The sequence below is a fragment of the Pseudarthrobacter quantipunctorum genome (assembly GCF_045291495.1).
GTDB classification, from domain to species: Bacteria; Actinomycetota; Actinomycetes; order Actinomycetales; family Micrococcaceae; genus Arthrobacter; species Arthrobacter quantipunctorum.
On sequence record NZ_CP148033.1, the window covers coordinates 2,418,018 to 2,432,441 of the forward strand.

Here is a 14,424-nt window from a genome sequence, read left to right on the forward strand (position 1 = left end):
GCCACGGCGTCTAAGCTGGATGCCATGACTCTTGAGTTTTCACAGCTGGGTCTTGCTCCCGATTTTGTCGACTACACCCAGGGTTGGCAGATCCAGGGCGAACTCCACGACAAGGTGGTCGCGGGGGTGGCCCCCAGCACTGTCCTCCTCCTGGAACATGCAGCCGTCTACACGGCCGGCAAAAGGACCGAGGATCATGAAAGGCCGTTCGACGGTACCCCGGTTGTCCCCGTGGACCGCGGCGGAAAACTGACGTGGCACGGCCCCGGCCAACTGGTGGGATACCCCATCATCAAGCTTAAGAACCGGGCGGGGATCCGCGACTACGTGGAACGCCTGGAAGCCGTAATCATCACGGTGCTGGCCGATTACGGGATCTCCGCGGTCCGGATCAAGGGCAGGGCCGGAGTGTGGATCACTGCGGACAGCAAAGGCCCCGACCGGAAGATTGCCGCCATCGGCATCCGGGTGCACGAGGGCGTGACCATGCACGGGTTCGCCATCAACTGCAACAACGACCTCGCCCCGTATTCCCAGATCATCGCCTGCGGCATTACTGACGCCGGAGTTACAACCATTGCCCAGGAAACCGGCCATGACGTTGCCCCGGCCGACCTGGTGGACCGTATTACCGAAGAACTGCGCAAGAATGAAGACGCCCTGGTCGCTACCCCCGAAGGAGCTCTACTGTGACATTGGCACCTGAAGGCCGGAAGCTTTTGCGCGTTGAACAGCGTAATTCTGCTGTCCCGGTGGAGCGTAAGCCGGAGTGGATCAAGGCGAAGGTCCAGATGGGCCCGGAGTTTGTCCAGCTCAAGAACCTGGTCAAGAAAGAGGGCCTGCACACGGTGTGTGAGGAGGCCGGTTGCCCCAACATTTTCGAGTGCTGGGAGGACAAGGAAGCCACGTTCCTGATCGGCGGCTCGGAGTGTACCCGTAGGTGTGATTTCTGCCAGATCGATACCGGCAAGCCGTCCCCGGTGGACAGGTTCGAGCCCACCAAGGTGGCCCGCTCGGTGCAGGCGATGCAGCTGCGCTACGCCACGGTCACCGGGGTGGCCCGCGACGACCTCGCTGATGAGGGTGTGTGGCTGTACGCCGAGACGGTCCGGAAGATCCACGAGCTGAACCCCGGCACCGGCGTGGAACTGCTGATCCCGGATTTCTCCGGCAAACCCGAGCACATCGCCGCGATCTGCGATTCCAAGCCCGAGGTGTTCGCGCACAACGTCGAGACCGTGCCGCGGATCTTCAAGCGGATCCGCCCGGCGTTCCGGTACGAGCGGTCCCTGGACGTGATCACGCAGGGCCGGAACCTGGGCATGGTGACCAAGTCCAACCTGATCCTGGGCATGGGCGAGACCCGCGAGGAGATCTCCGAGGCCCTGCGGGACCTGCACGAGGCCGGCTGCGACCTGATCACCATCACCCAGTACCTGCGCCCGTCCGAGCGGCACCTGCCGGTGGACCGGTGGGTCAAGCCGCAGGAATTCGTGGACCTCCAGGATGAGGCCACCGAGATCGGCTTCCTCGGCGTGATGTCCGGGCCGCTGGTCCGTTCCTCCTACCGCGCCGGCCGGCTCTGGGCCACCGCGATGCGGAAGAAAGGCTGGGAAATCCCCGCCGAACTCGCCCACATCGAGTCCTCCGGCAGCACCCGCCAAGAAGCCAGCTCCCTCATCGCAGCACACCACTGATCTGCAGTTCACAACAAAACACACCGTCCCCAAAGGGCCGGCACCTGAATAATCCGGTGCCGGCCCTTCGGCTTTGGTCACGTAGAATTAAGGCACTATGGCGAAATCCCCTGATTCCAGCAACTCCACTCCGTCTGGCTCCAGCGCAGTCAAGCGTGGCCTCTTCTCCCGCAAGCCGAAAGAAGCGAAGGCCAAGAAGCCCAGCCGGCTCAAGCAGATCCGCGAAGTCTTCACCATGACCCGCCGTCATGACCCCATGGTCCCGTGGCTCATGCTGCTGGTTTTCCTTGGCGTCGTGGCCGTCAGCTTCCTAGTGGGCTTCTGGCTGGATAACTGGATCACCGGCCTGATCATCGGCATACCCCTGGGCCTGCTCGGCGCCACGTTCATCCTGTCCCGCAGGGCAGAACGCGCCGCCTTCGCGCAGATCGAGAACCAGCCCGGCGCCTCCGGCGCCGCACTGGGAACGCTCCGCCGCGGCTGGATCACCGAGGAACAGCCTGTTGCCGTCAACCCGCGGACGCAGGACGCTGTGTTCCGCGCCATCGGCCGTCCCGGCGTCGTCCTGGTCAGCGAAGGCCCCACGCACCGCGTGAAGCCGCTGCTGGACGCGGAACGCAAACGCCTTGCGCGCATCCTGCCGAACGTCACGGTGCACGTCATCGAAAGCGGCCGGGGCGAGGGCCAGGTGCCCATCAGCGAGGTGGCCAAGAAGATGGGCAAGCTCAAGAAGGAACTGACCAAGCTTGAGGTGAACGCGGTGTCCAAGCGCATCGCCTCACTGGGAAACCGCCTCCCGATCCCCAAGGGCATCGACCCCTACAAGGCGCGTCCCAACCGCGGACGCTAGATTTTGAACCTGCCCCGGTTCCGGCTCCGGCCGGCAGCCGGGGCGTTTCTTTGCGGCCCTCACGGCAGGAGAGGACATCATTATGACCTTCAAGAAAACAGCGGTGATCCGCGCATTCCGGATCCTGGCAGTCGCCGAAGCCTTCAGCTGGGCAGCGCTCCTCATCGGCATGTACTTCAAATGGATCGCCGGCACCACCGAGCTAGGCGTACAGGTTGCAGGCCCCATCCACGGCGCACTGTTCGTGGGCTATGGCATCGCCGCCCTGGCCCTCTGGAGGCTGCAGCGCTGGCCATTCGTCGTGGCGCTGTTCGCAGGAGTCTCCGCCGTCTTCCCGTTCGCCACCATCCTGTTCGAGCGCTGGGCGGACAAGCGGAACTACCTGGATGCCACCCCGGTAACGCGTGGCGCCGGGGAAGTTCGGGAACCCAGCTCCGTCTAGCGCCGCCCCGGCACGGCTCCGGGGCTGCAGGTCTTAGCGCCGCACCAGCAGCGTGTCCATAGCCTTGTCGTGGAGGCCCCGGTGATCGGGGTCGAAGATGACCGCAGGGATGACGAGGCAGAGCAGCAGGGACCTCACCAGCGCGGCCAGCGGGCCCGCCGGGCCGCCGCCGGCCCTCACCACGTGGATGCCCATGGCACGGTGTCCGATGCTGTAGCCAAGGGTTCCGATCAGGAGGGTCTGCTCGACGGCGAAGATCGCCAGGGTTGCCCAGGGATCGCCCCCGAAAGCGAAGTTGCTGATCAGGAGCGCGATGCCCCAGTCGATCATGATGGCAGCGATCCTGCGGCCGGCCCGCGCAATGGAGCCCGGCCCCGACTCCGGCAGTCCCAGCCGCTCCCCCGGATATTTCGAGATGCCCGAAGTGTCGGGGCCGGAGAGCCAGGAGCCGATGTCTTTGCGATCTACCACGGTCCAAGCTTAGCGACTTCCCGCCGACCACACTGTGGATGGGGTTAGACCACAGAGTGGACGGAAGATAGCGTTGCCATATCAGGGCATTATGTAACCTGCCCGAAACAATGCGGACACGGACGGGAAATGCCGCGTCCATAGGCTGTTACCAGTTTCAAGCAATCCGCCGCCAGGCAGTACGGGGCAGGTTTACACAGCAGGTACTCACAGCAGGGAAACTGCGTTTCCCTGCCCGTCGGATTGCGCTGGATCAGCTGGCTTGCCAGCCAGATATTTACATATGCGTTAGGAGCATAGATGTTCAAGACTGCGGACGAAGTCCTCAAGTTCATCAAGGACGAAGATATTAAATTCGTCGATATCCGCTTCACCGACCTCCCGGGCGTCCAGCAGCACTTCAACGTGCCGGCCAAGAGCGTTGACGCAGACTTCTTCGTCAACGGCCAGCTCTTCGACGGGTCTTCCATTCGCGGCTTCCAGGGCATTGCAGAGTCTGACATGCAGCTGATCCCGGACGTCACCACTGCGTTCCTGGACACCTTCCGCATGGAGAAGACGCTGGCGCTGAACTTCTCCATCGTCAACCCTCGTACGGGCGATCCCTACCACCGCGACCCCCGAGGCGTTGCCGAGAAGGCCGAAGCCTACCTGGCCTCCACGGGCATTGCCGATACCGCATTCTTCGCCCCCGAAGCTGAGTTCTTCGTGTTCGACAACGTGCAGTACCAGTCCTCCCCGCAGGGCAGCTTCTACAAGATCGACTCCGAAGAAGCCCACTGGAACACGGGCCGCGAGGAAGAAGGCGGAAACCTCGGCTACAAGACCCCCGTCAAGGGCGGCTACTTCCCGGTTTCCCCCACCGACAAGCAGGCTGACCTGCGCGACGCCATGTGTGTCGCCCTGGATGAGGCCGGCCTCGAGGTCGAGCGCAGCCACCACGAAGTTGGATCCGCCGGCCAGGCTGAGATCAACTACAAGTTCACCACCCTGACCCACGCTGCCGATGACCTGCAGAAGTTCAAGTACGTCATCAAGAACACCGCAGACGCCTGGGGCAAGTCGGTCACGTTCATGCCCAAGCCGGTCTTCGGTGACAACGGCTCCGGCATGCACTGCCACCAGTCGCTGTGGAACGGCGGCGAGCCGCTGTTCTACGACGAGAAGGGCTACGCCGGCCTGTCCGACACCGCCCGCTGGTACATCGGCGGCCTGCTCAAGCACGCCTCCGCCGTCCTGGCCTTCACCAACCCGACGGTGAACTCCTACCGCCGCCTGGTCAAGGGCTTCGAAGCTCCGGTCAACATGGTCTACTCGCAGGGCAACCGCTCCGCAGGTATCCGCATCCCGATCACGGGCTCCAACCCCAAGGCCAAGCGCATCGAGTTCCGCGCTCCGGACCCCTCCTCCAACCCGTACCTGGCGTTCGCTGCCCAGCTGATGGCCGGCATCGACGGCATCCGCAACCGCATTGAGCCCCCGGCCCCGATCGACAAGGACCTCTACGAGCTCCCCGCAGAAGAGGCCAAGGACATCCCGAAGGCTCCGGGCACGCTCGAGGAAGCGCTGGAGGCCCTGCGCGAGGACAACGAGTTCCTGCAGGCCGGCGGCGTGTTCACCCAGGACCTGATCGACACCTGGATCGAGTACAAGTACGAGAACGAGATCCGCCCGCTGTCCCTGCGCCCGAACCCCTACGAGTTCGAGCTCTACTACGGCGTCTAGCATCACAGTCTCCTGAGACACCAAAGGCGGCCACCGGTTATCCGGTGGCCGCCTTTTGCGTGCGGCCCGAAGGTGGGAGCCCGGCTCCAGACGTGCTGAGACCGGGAGCCGGACCCCCTGACGAATGCCCCCCGGGACGAAGACCAGTTTCAGCCCTCCCCCCAACAAGGTTGAAGAACACCGCCATTCCACATGATCGGGCAATCGCTTTCTCAGCGCAATGCGGCCCGCCGCCCGTTATGTCATTGTGGTCTAAAACTGCGGAACATGATCCGCTGGGGACCTGCCTGCCCGCCGGTGTACCGGCCCCGGTCCACGAACCCGGCACGGTGGTAGGCGGACAGGCCAGCAGCGTTTGCTTCATTGACGGAAAGAACGACGCCGGCCTCCCCCGTATGGTGCCTGGCCGTAAGTTTTTCCGCGGCGGACACAGCGGCGGCCGCCGCGAGCGGACCGAGCCCCCTCCCCTGTTCACGCCTGTCGATCAGGAAGCCCCTGAGGAGCCACGCGGAGTGGTCGTCCGGCCAGCCTGCCAGGCGTGCCGCCCCGGCCTGCAAGGTGAGTACCCCCACGGCCAGGCCGGCGGACTCGATCACATAGGGCCGGCGTGATTCCTCAGCCAGCCCGGCGAGGGCCATGCGGAGCGGATCGCCAACAAACCTGTCCTGCCCGGGCCCTGTTTCGAGTCCCGCCACTGCCTCGAGGTGGATGGCGCGGGCGTCGTCGTCGAGGTCCTGGAGTGAAATCAGCCAGACGCTCCGGTCCATGCCGCTGTTATTGGCCATGGGCTACTGGCCGTAGAAGACCCGCTCGAAGACCGCCCGGGCCCGGCGGCTGACCCTAAGGTAGTCCTCCTCCAGCGCCGCTGCCTGTCCGGGTTCATATCCGCACCAGCGGGCAACGGCTTCCAGGTCGCGCCGGGACGAGGGCAGAAGGTCCGAGGCCTTGCCGCTCCAGATAACGTTCGCAGACCGGATCCGGCTCGCAAGGCGCCAGGCGGTACCCAGCAGGCCGGCGTCATCCTGTGTGAGCAGGCCGAGCCGGGCGGCGGCGTCCAGTGCTTCCAGGGTGGACGTGGTGCGCAGCTCCGGGTGGCTGCCGGCGTGCTGGAGCTGCAGGAGCTGGACGAGCCATTCGACGTCGCTGAGTCCGCCGCGGCCGAGCTTGAGGTGGCGCGCGGGGTCGGCTCCGCGGGGCAGGCGTTCAGACTCCACGCGTGCCTTGATCCGCCTGATCTCCCGTACGTCGGTCTCAGCCACCGATTCCGGATACCTGATGGGGTCGATGAGTTCCAGGAAGTCCTTGGCGAGGTCGTCGTTTCCGGCCATGGGCCTGGCCCTGAGCAGCGCCTGGGCTTCCCAGATCAGTGACCAGCGCCGGTAGTATTCGGCAAAGGAGTCGAGGGAACGGACCATGGCACCGTTTTTCCCCTCCGGCCGCAGGTCCGCATCCATCTGGAGCACCCGCTCAGCCATGATGGCCGGCTTCAAGGGCTGGGTCAGCAGGGTGGACACCTTGTTGACGATCCGGGCTGCCTGCTCCTGCGCTTCCTCGGGAGTGAAACCGGGCAGGGCCCTGTGCACGTACATAACATCCGCGTCCGAACCGTAGCCGATCTCGCGGCCGCCCTGGCGCCCCATGGCAACCACCAGCACGGTTGTTTTCAGCGGCCCGTTGGCGGAGACGATACCCTCAGCCACGCGCAGGGCGCCCAGCACCGCGGCCCTGTCCGTGTCCGCCAGGGCCCTCCCCACCTGGTCCTGGTCCAGCAGGCCCGCTGAATCGGCGATGGCGATCCGGAGGATCTCCCGGCGCCGGATCAGGCGGATGAGGCGCATGGCGCTTTCCGGATCAGCGTGCCGCGACATCTTGGAGGTGATTTCCTGCCATTGGGCATCGAACCCCACGGGCGCCAGGTCCTTGTCCTGGCCCAGCCAGGCCACCGACTCAGGCGAAACCTCCAGCAGATCCGCGATCAGCCGTGAGTTGGAGAGCATGTGGCACAGCCGCTCCGCGGCCGCATTTGAGTCCCGGAGCATCCCCAGGTACCAGTGCGTGGTTCCCAGGGCCTCGCTGACGCGCCGGAACGCGAGGAGCCCGGCGTCCGCGTCCACGCCTTCTGCCAGCCAGTCGAGCAGGATGGGCAGCAGCTGCCGCTGCAGGGCTGCTCGCCGGCTGACCCCCGCGGTCAGGGCCTCGATATGGCGCATGGCGCCCTTCGGGTCCCGGTAACCGAGGGCAGCCAGCCGGCCCTCTGCCGCTTCCGGGGTCAGCTTGGCGTCTTCACTGCTGAGTTTGGCAGCCGTGTTGAGCAGCGGCCGGTAGAAAATGCGCTCGTGCAGCTCCCGGACGGAGCGCTTTGTTTTCTGCCAGGTGGAGAGCAGCGCGTCCGGGTGGGGCCGCTCGTTGGAGAAGGGGCCCAGCACGGCCTTCGCCAGCGACCTGAGCGCCGGCTCGGCAACGGGCATCAGGTGGGTCCTGCGAAGCTGGAAGAGCTGGATGCGGTGTTCGAGCAGGCGCAGGTACCGGTAGGCGTTATCGAAGGCAGCGGCGTCGGAGCGGCCGATATAGCCGCCCGCGGACAGTGCTGCAATGGCGGAGGTGGTGTCCCGCCGCCGCAGCGTTTCGTCTGCTTTCCCGTGGACCAGCTGGAGCAGCTGGACGGTGAACTCCACATCACGGAGCCCGCCGCGGCCAAGCTTGATCTGCCGCTGCTCCTCCGCAGCCGGAATGTGTTCGGTCACCCGGCGGCGCATGGCCTGCACCGATTCCACGAATCCATCCCGGCTAGCCGAACTCCAGATCAACGGCGCCACGGCTTCCTCGTAGCGGCGGCCAAGATCGGCGTCGCCGGCAATGGTCCGCGCCTTGAGCAGCGCCTGGAACTCCCAGCTCTCAGCCCAGCGGGCATAGTACGTCTGGTGCGAGGCAAGGGTCCGGACCAGTGGCCCGGACTTTCCTTCCGGGCGGAGGTTCGCGTCCACCTCCCACAGCCCCGGCTCACGCGCCACGGAGGAGATGGCGCGGGAAATTCCACTCGCCAGGGCGGTCCCTATGGTGTTCGCTTTCGCATCATCCAGGGCGCCGGGATCCACCACGTAAATGACGTCCACATCAGAGATGTAGTTCAGTTCGCGGGCGCCGCACTTGCCCATCCCGATCACGGCCAGGCCGACGTCGGCTACGTCCCCGGTGCCGTACTGCTCACCCGCCTCGGCACGCGAGACCGCGAGGGCCGCCTCGATGGCTGCCCCGGCAAGGTCTGCCAGCTCCGCGCCCACCGAGGGGAGGAAGTCCAGGGGATCGGCCGCACACAGGTCCTTGACAGCGAGATCCACCACGCCCCTGCGGTACGCCGTGCGAAGCGCCGCATAGGCCTCATTTCCGGTGGCGGCCGCCACCGGCCGGGCGGCACGGGGATCGGCGCCCACGGACTGCAGGAGGACCCCGCGCAGGGCGGCGGCATCGGCCTGCAGCGGCTCCGGGCTGGCGCGGACGTGGAAGGCCTCCAGGTGTTCCGGATGCCGGATCAGGAACTCCCCCAGGGCTTCGGACGCCCCCAGTACCCGGTACATCGGTTCGCTGGTGTCGGGGTCGGCCGCGGCCAGGTCCCGGAGGTCCGGATGCTTTTCGATCAGGCGGACCAGGGACTGCAGCGCTGTGTCCGGGCTGGCTGCCATCTGCAGGCCGGCGAACAGCCTGTCCTGGTCCAGCCCTTCCAGTTCCGGCGCAGCAAGGAACCGCTCCCCCTTTTCGAGGTCGCTGAATCCAGCCGCGATGAGGCGGCGAGCCAGGCTCACGCCCGCAGCCTAGAGGATGCCGAGGTTGCGCTGCAGCTCGTAGGGCGTCACCTGCAGGCGGTAGTCCTGCCACTCGGCGCGCTTGTTGCGCAGGAAGTGCTCAAACACCTGCTCGCCCAGGATCTGCGGCATGAGCTCTGAATCTTCCATGGTCCGGATGGCGTCGTGGAGGCTGGCCGGCAGCGGATCGTGGCCCATGGCGCGGCGTTCGGCCGAGCTCAGCGACCACACATCGTCCTCGGCCGCGGCCGGGAGGTCGTAGCCTTCCTCGATGCCTTTCAGGCCCGCTCCAAGCAGGACGGCGTAGGCCAGGTAGGGGTTCGCCGCGGAGTCGATGCCGCGGTACTCGATGCGCGCGGACTGGCCCTTGCCCGGCTTGTACAGCGGAACCCGAACCAGGGCGGAGCGGTTGTTGTGGCCCCAGCTCAGGTAGCTGGGAGCCTCTCCGCCGCCCCAGAGCCGCTTGTAGGAGTTGACGAACTGGTTGGTCACTGCGGTGAACTCGGGCGCGTGCTTGAGGATGCCGGCGATGAACTGGCGCGCGGTCTTTGAGAGCTGGAACTCGGCCCCGGCCTCGTAGAAGGCGTTCGTGTCGCCCTCGAACAGCGAGAAGTGCGTATGCATGCCGGAGCCCGGGTGGGCGGTGAACGGCTTGGGCATGAAGGTGGCGTAGGTGCCCTGCTGCAGCGCAACTTCCTTGATGACCGTGCGGAAGGTCATGATGTTGTCCGCGGTCTGCAGGGCGTCGGCGTAGCGAAGGTCGATTTCGTTCTGGCCGGGGCCGGCTTCGTGGTGGCTGAATTCCACGGAGATGCCTACGGATTCGAGCATGGTGACCGCTGTCCGGCGGAAGTCCTGGGCCACGCCGCCGGGGACATGGTCGAAGTAGCCGCCTTCGTCCACAGGCACCGGCGCGCCGTCCGGCCCGGGTTCCTGCGACTTGAGGAGGTAGAACTCGATTTCGGGGTGGGTGTAGCAGGTGAACCCCATGTCGGCAGCCTTGGCCAGGGTCCGCTTCAGGACGTTGCGGGGGTCCGCGGCGGACGGTTCACCGTCCGGGGTGAGGATGTCGCAGAACATGCGGGAGGTCTGTTCCGTCTCCCCGCGCCAGGGCAGGATCTGGAAGGTGGAGGGATCGGGCTGGGCCAGCATGTCGGACTCGAACACCCGGGCCAGGCCCTCAATGGCGGAGCCGTCGAAGCCCAGTCCCTCCTCGAAGGCACCCTCAACCTCGGCGGGGGCAAGTGCCACGGACTTGAGCGAACCCACGACGTCGGTGAACCACAGGCGCACGAAACGTACGTCGCGCTCTTCGATTGTGCGCAGGACAAACTCTTGCTGGCGGTCCATGATGGCCTCTTCTCCGGTCAACGTCCATGCTCCGGGCCCGCAGTAAAGGGAAGCCGGCAGCAGTTCACCAACACTGTACTAAGCATTCGGCGCCGATGCTGAAGCCTGCGCCGCGCGTAACACAGCGTTAACGCCCCGCCGCCGGATTTCAGCTGCGGAACCGGTGTCCGCGCCGTCCGGACCCGCCTGGGGGGAGGCCCGTATGACCCTTATCACCAATGGAGCCTTCGGCCGGCGGTAGCTAGGACAGCGGCTCCCGCACTACGCTCATGCCATGGCCTCAAGCAACAGCTCCGATTCCAGCATGTCCGCCGACGTCCCCGCCCCCTACGGCAGCGGGCCGGCCCAGGCAGCTGCGTCTGCTGCTGCGCCGCAGCGGAAGCCGGCCAAGGTGCGCATCCACCACCTGCAGCAGGCCAAGAGGGACGGGACGAAGTTCGCCATGCTGACTGCCTACGAGCAGTACACAGCCGAAATTTTCGATGAAGCCGGAATTGAGGTCCTCCTCGTCGGTGATTCGGCCTCGAACAACGTCTTCGGCAACGAGACCAGCCTTCCGGTCACGGTGGACGAGCTGCTGCCCCTGTGCCGTGCCGTGGCCCGCAGCGCCAAGCGGGCGCTCATCGTGGCCGACCTGCCGTTCGGCAGCTACGAGGTGTCCCCGGAGCAGGCAGTCGGCGCCGGCGTCCGGTTCCTCAAGGAAGGCCTGGCCCACGCTGTCAAGATCGAGGGCGGCGCCTACTATGCCCCCACGGTCAAGGCCATGGTCCAGGCCGGCATCCCCGTCATGGCCCACATCGGTTTCACCCCGCAGAGCGAGCACGCCCTCGGCGGCTACCGTGTCCAGGGCCGCGGCGACGACGCACAGCGGCTTATCGATGACGCGGTGGCCCTCGCCGGGGCCGGGGCGTTCTGCGTGCTGATGGAAATGGTTCCTGCAGAGACCGCAGCCGCAGTGGATGCGGCTGTCCCCGTCCCTACGGTGGGCATCGGCGCCGGCAAGGAAACAACCGGACAAGTGCTGGTCTGGCAGGACATGGCCGGGATGCGGGGCGGGCGGATGGCCAAGTTCGTCAAGCAGTACGCAGACCTGCGCAGCACCCTCCTGGACGCCGCCACCCACTATGGCAACGACGTCAGGTCAGGGCAGTTCCCCGGGCCGGAACACTCTTTCTAGCAGCGGTTCCCACGGGGCAGCCGGGCCGGCACCCGGCCCGCACGGCCGCGCAACGCTCAGTCGTCGTCGTCCTTCTCCCAGGCCTCGTTGCGTGCCCGCACCTTTTCCAGCGCGTGTTCGGCCTCCTCCCGCGTTTTATACGGCCCGATCAGCTGGCTCCAGTCGGACAGCCGGTCCTCTTCGATCTCATGCGTATTAACGTTGTACCAATACTCAGTCATCGGTGCTCCTCGTTCCGGCGGCGGGAAACCTGCGGCGTGATCCGCGTAACTTAAACTCTTACGCGGGCCGCGCGCGGCTTCCGGTTGTTAGGCGTTCTGCAGTGCCTTATATGATCAATCTATGCCTTCCCTTGCCTCGACTGCACCCATCGGCACCCTCACCCCGGGAACCATAGGTCCGCAGCGTCCCGTCCCGGCGTCCATCCCCCGGCCGGAGTACGTCGGCAGGCCCGCACCGGCGAAATTCACCGGATCGGAGGTCAAAACCCCCGAAACGATCGAGAAGATCCGGATCGCGGCGAAGATCGCAGCGCAGGCCATCGTGGAGGTGGGGAAGCATATCCAGCCCGGCGTCACCACCGACCAGCTGGACAAGGTGGGCCACGAGTTCCTCCTTGACCACCGCGCCTACCCGTCCACCCTCGGCTACCGGGGCTTTCCGAAGTCGCTGTGCTCATCCCTGAACGAGGTCATTTGCCATGGCATCCCGGACAGCACAGTGGTCCAGGACGGGGATATCCTCAACATCGACATCACCGCCTTCATCAACGGAGTCCACGGGGACACCAACTACACCTTCCTGGTGGGTGACGTGGACGAGGAATCCCGGCTGCTGGTGGAACGCACGCAGGAGTCACTGAACCGTGCCATCAAGGCTGTGGCTCCCGGGCGGGAAATCAACGTCATCGGCAGGGCAATCCAGTCCTATGCCAAGCGCTTCGGCTATGGTGTTGTCCGTGATTTCACCGGGCACGGCGTGGGCGAAGCCTTCCACACCGGGCTCATAATTCCGCACTACGATGCGGCACCTGCCTACAACACCGTGATCGAGGCCGGCATGGTCTTCACGATTGAACCGATGCTCACCCTCGGCACCGTGGAATGGGACATGTGGTCCGATGACTGGACCGTGGTCACCAAGGACCGGAAGCGCACTGCCCAGTTCGAGCACACGCTGCTGGTCACGGACTCCGGCGCGGAAATCCTCACGCTGCCCTAGCCCGGCCCAACCAGGCACCACCCCGACGCACGCACCAAGGCCCTACCCCTTCCCGGTTCCCGACCGGACATCTTTTCCCGGCCGGCCACCGGCCGCCGCAACCCTGCCCGCCCCTGCCACGAACGGAAAACCCATTGGCCAAGAAGGACGAGAAGTCGCACAAGAACGCCCCGCTGATCGGCATCGACATCGGAGGCACCGGAATCAAGGGCGGCATCGTCGACCTGAAGAAGGGCAAACTGCTGGGGGAACGGTTCCGGGTCCCCACCCCGCAGCCCGCCACCCCTGAATCAGTTGCCGAAGCCGTGGCCCTGGTGGTCTCCGAGCTGTCTGCCCGGCCCGAGGCGCCCGCTGCCGGCTCTCCCGTCGGCGTGACCTTTCCGGGCATCATCCAGCACGGCGTGGTCCACTCTGCCGCCAACGTGGACAAGAGCTGGCTCAACACGGACATCGATGCGCTCCTCACTGCCCGCCTGGGCCGCCCGGTCGAGGTCATCAATGACGCCGACGCCGCCGGCCTGGCTGAGGCCCGCTACGGCGCCGGAGCCGGCGTCAAGGGCACGGTCCTGGTGATCACGCTCGGCACCGGAATCGGCTCGGCCTTCATCTTCGACGGCAAACTCGTCCCCAACGCTGAACTGGGCCACCTGGAAATTGACGGCCACGACGCCGAAACCAAAGCTTCCGCAGTGGCCCGCGAACGCGATGGCCTGTCCTGGGACGAGTACAGCGTCCTGCTGCAGCGCTACTTCTCCCACGTGGAATTCCTGTTCTCGCCCGAGCTGTTCATTGTGGGCGGCGGCATTTCCAAGCGCGCCGACGAGTACCTGCCCAACCTGCGGCTGCGCACACCCATCGTGCCCGCGGTCCTCCGCAACGAGGCCGGCATCGTGGGCGCTGCGATCGAAATCGCATTGAAGCACAAACTCGCCAAATAGCGCGGCCTGCGTGCCGCCGTCGTCAGCGGTCCAGCAGACGACGGCGGCACGGGAGTTTAAGCGCGCAGATGCGGCAGCTACATCCCGCGTTTGTCCGCGCGGCCTGGGTGCGCGGGCGCACAGGAGGCGCCCGTCTTTTGGGTTTTACTGGAGTTGGCCTTTTTTCATTTGGCCGTGGTGCCGGTGGCGGCTGCGGCTTCCCCTCCGCTGCCGCCACCGGAGTCTACAGGGGGCTCTTCTCGGAGCTCTTGGCGCCCTTCGCGGCAACGCCCCGGGCGTCCTGTTCTTCCTGGCGCAGCAGGGCAATGGCAGTCTCGAAATCCTCAAGGGATTCGAAGGCCTGATAAACGCTCGCGAAGCGGAGGTAGGCGACCTTGTCCAGCTTCTGCAGGGGCCCGAGGATGACCAGTCCCACCTCGTGGGCGTCGATTTCCGCTGCGCCGGAGGAACGGATCTGCTCTTCCACTTCCTGTGCCAGCAGCGCGAGGTCGTCCTCGCTGACCGGACGCCCCTGGCAGGCTTTACGCACGCCGTTGATCACCTTGCTGCGGCTGAAGGGCTCGCCCACGCCGGAACGCTTGATCACGGAAAGGCTGGTGGTTTCAACGGTGGTGAACCGGCGTCCGCACTCAGGGCACTGGCGGCGGCGCCTGATGGCTGAGCCGTCGTCAGCCATGCGGCTGTCCACCACCCGGGAATCGGGGTTGCGGCAGAACGGACAGTACATTGTGCCTCCCTCTCCCAGGACCTGTG

The 14,424-nt window shown here is 65.8% G+C and carries 14 protein-coding genes; 8 read left to right on the forward strand and 6 right to left on the reverse strand.

All coding sequences use genetic code 11. The features are described from left to right. The first annotated feature begins 24 nt into the window (after positions 1-24). The 4 genes from lipB to WHH00_RS10990 all read left to right on the forward strand — a co-directional run bounded on the left by lipB (position 25) and on the right by WHH00_RS10990 (position 2,989). Complete coding sequence (gene lipB, locus WHH00_RS10975; RefSeq protein WP_406632734.1) at positions 25-693, forward strand: lipoyl(octanoyl) transferase LipB; 669 nt, start codon at positions 25-27, stop codon at positions 691-693. After that, positions 690-1,697, forward strand: a complete 1,008-nt coding sequence (gene lipA, locus WHH00_RS10980; RefSeq protein ID WP_400516826.1) for a lipoyl synthase — start codon at positions 690-692, stop codon at positions 1,695-1,697. The genes lipB and lipA overlap by 4 nt, the downstream gene beginning before the upstream one ends. A 97-nt stretch (positions 1,698-1,794) precedes the next feature. Beyond that, entirely contained in the window at positions 1,795-2,547 is a 753-nt protein-coding gene (locus tag WHH00_RS10985; RefSeq protein WP_188813212.1) for a DUF4191 domain-containing protein, read from the forward strand. An 82-nt stretch (positions 2,548-2,629) separates the two neighbouring features. Beyond that, positions 2,630-2,989 carry a DUF3817 domain-containing protein gene (locus WHH00_RS10990; RefSeq protein WP_406632737.1) on the forward strand — a complete coding sequence of 120 codons (360 nt, stop codon included), beginning with the start codon at positions 2,630-2,632 and terminating at the stop codon, positions 2,987-2,989. A gap of 33 nt (positions 2,990-3,022) precedes the next feature. On the opposite strand, the gene WHH00_RS10995 is transcribed toward WHH00_RS10990, so the two are convergent. After that, positions 3,023-3,460 carry an RDD family protein gene (locus WHH00_RS10995; RefSeq protein WP_188813216.1) on the reverse strand — a complete coding sequence of 146 codons (438 nt, stop codon included), beginning with the start codon at positions 3,458-3,460 and terminating at the stop codon, positions 3,023-3,025. Between the two features lie 300 nt (positions 3,461-3,760). Here WHH00_RS10995 and glnA (WHH00_RS11000) point away from each other — a divergent pair, with 300 nt between their 5' ends. Then, complete coding sequence (gene glnA, locus WHH00_RS11000) at positions 3,761-5,185, forward strand: type I glutamate--ammonia ligase (RefSeq protein WP_174177032.1); 1,425 nt, start codon at positions 3,761-3,763, stop codon at positions 5,183-5,185. 242 nt (positions 5,186-5,427) lie between these two features. Here glnA (WHH00_RS11000) and WHH00_RS11005 read toward each other — a convergent pair whose 3' ends face one another. Genes WHH00_RS11005 through glnA (WHH00_RS11015) form a run of 3 tightly spaced genes read right to left on the reverse strand, consistent with a single transcriptional unit; the run spans position 5,428 to position 10,335 of the window. Beyond that, positions 5,428-5,952 carry a GNAT family N-acetyltransferase gene (locus WHH00_RS11005; RefSeq protein ID WP_406638570.1) on the reverse strand — a complete coding sequence of 175 codons (525 nt, stop codon included), beginning with the start codon at positions 5,950-5,952 and terminating at the stop codon, positions 5,428-5,430. A 21-nt stretch (positions 5,953-5,973) separates the two neighbouring features. Then, the gene (locus WHH00_RS11010; protein ID WP_406632740.1) at positions 5,974-8,985 is read right to left on the reverse strand and encodes a bifunctional [glutamine synthetase] adenylyltransferase/[glutamine synthetase]-adenylyl-L-tyrosine phosphorylase; all 3,012 of its coding nucleotides are present in this window, start codon (positions 8,983-8,985) and stop codon (positions 5,974-5,976) included. A 9-nt stretch (positions 8,986-8,994) separates the two neighbouring features. Next, positions 8,995-10,335 carry a type I glutamate--ammonia ligase gene (gene glnA / locus WHH00_RS11015; protein WP_066280551.1) on the reverse strand — a complete coding sequence of 447 codons (1,341 nt, stop codon included), beginning with the start codon at positions 10,333-10,335 and terminating at the stop codon, positions 8,995-8,997. A 274-nt stretch (positions 10,336-10,609) separates the two neighbouring features. Here glnA (WHH00_RS11015) and panB point away from each other — a divergent pair, with 274 nt between their 5' ends. After that, on the forward strand, positions 10,610-11,512 hold the full coding sequence (gene panB / locus WHH00_RS11020) for a 3-methyl-2-oxobutanoate hydroxymethyltransferase (protein ID WP_406632742.1): 903 nt from the start codon (positions 10,610-10,612) through the stop codon (positions 11,510-11,512). A 56-nt stretch (positions 11,513-11,568) separates the two neighbouring features. On the opposite strand, the gene WHH00_RS11025 is transcribed toward panB, so the two are convergent. Then, positions 11,569-11,733 (reverse strand): SPOR domain-containing protein, encoded by a 165-nt coding sequence (locus WHH00_RS11025; RefSeq protein ID WP_188732230.1) that lies wholly within the window; start codon positions 11,731-11,733, stop codon positions 11,569-11,571. Between the two features lie 121 nt (positions 11,734-11,854). Here WHH00_RS11025 and map point away from each other — a divergent pair, with 121 nt between their 5' ends. Together map and ppgK are read left to right on the forward strand one after the other, a co-directional pair. Continuing rightward, complete coding sequence (gene map, locus WHH00_RS11030; RefSeq protein WP_406632744.1) at positions 11,855-12,733, forward strand: type I methionyl aminopeptidase; 879 nt, start codon at positions 11,855-11,857, stop codon at positions 12,731-12,733. A gap of 134 nt (positions 12,734-12,867) precedes the next feature. Next, entirely contained in the window at positions 12,868-13,671 is an 804-nt protein-coding gene (gene ppgK / locus WHH00_RS11035; protein ID WP_104188661.1) for a polyphosphate--glucose phosphotransferase, read from the forward strand. Positions 13,672-13,894: 223 nt separating this feature from the next. Here ppgK and nrdR read toward each other — a convergent pair whose 3' ends face one another. Next, positions 13,895-14,398 carry a transcriptional regulator NrdR gene (nrdR, locus tag WHH00_RS11040; protein ID WP_104188663.1) on the reverse strand — a complete coding sequence of 168 codons (504 nt, stop codon included), beginning with the start codon at positions 14,396-14,398 and terminating at the stop codon, positions 13,895-13,897. Between the last annotated feature and the right edge of the window lie 26 nt (positions 14,399-14,424).

What these genes read in the sequence shown, in the direction of transcription:
- lipB (WP_406632734.1), top strand. Translation starts at nt 25, where the DNA reads ATGACTCTTGAGTTTTCACAGCTGGGTCTTGCTCCCGATTTTGTCGAC.
- WHH00_RS10990 (WP_406632737.1), top strand. Translation starts at nt 2,630, where the DNA reads ATGACCTTCAAGAAAACAGCGGTGATCCGCGCATTCCGGATCCTGGCA.
- WHH00_RS10985 (WP_188813212.1), top strand. Translation starts at nt 1,795, where the DNA reads ATGGCGAAATCCCCTGATTCCAGCAACTCCACTCCGTCTGGCTCCAGC.
- glnA (WP_174177032.1), top strand. Translation starts at nt 3,761, where the DNA reads ATGTTCAAGACTGCGGACGAAGTCCTCAAGTTCATCAAGGACGAAGAT.
- map (WP_406632744.1), top strand. Translation starts at nt 11,855, where the DNA reads ATGCCTTCCCTTGCCTCGACTGCACCCATCGGCACCCTCACCCCGGGA.
- glnA (WP_066280551.1), bottom strand. Translation starts at nt 10,335, where the DNA reads ATGGACCGCCAGCAAGAGTTTGTCCTGCGCACAATCGAAGAGCGCGAC.
- WHH00_RS11025 (WP_188732230.1), bottom strand. Translation starts at nt 11,733, where the DNA reads ATGACTGAGTATTGGTACAACGTTAATACGCATGAGATCGAAGAGGAC.
- panB (WP_406632742.1), top strand. Translation starts at nt 10,610, where the DNA reads ATGGCCTCAAGCAACAGCTCCGATTCCAGCATGTCCGCCGACGTCCCC.
- WHH00_RS11005 (WP_406638570.1), bottom strand. Translation starts at nt 5,952, where the DNA reads ATGGACCGGAGCGTCTGGCTGATTTCACTCCAGGACCTCGACGACGAC.
- nrdR (WP_104188663.1), bottom strand. Translation starts at nt 14,398, where the DNA reads ATGTACTGTCCGTTCTGCCGCAACCCCGATTCCCGGGTGGTGGACAGC.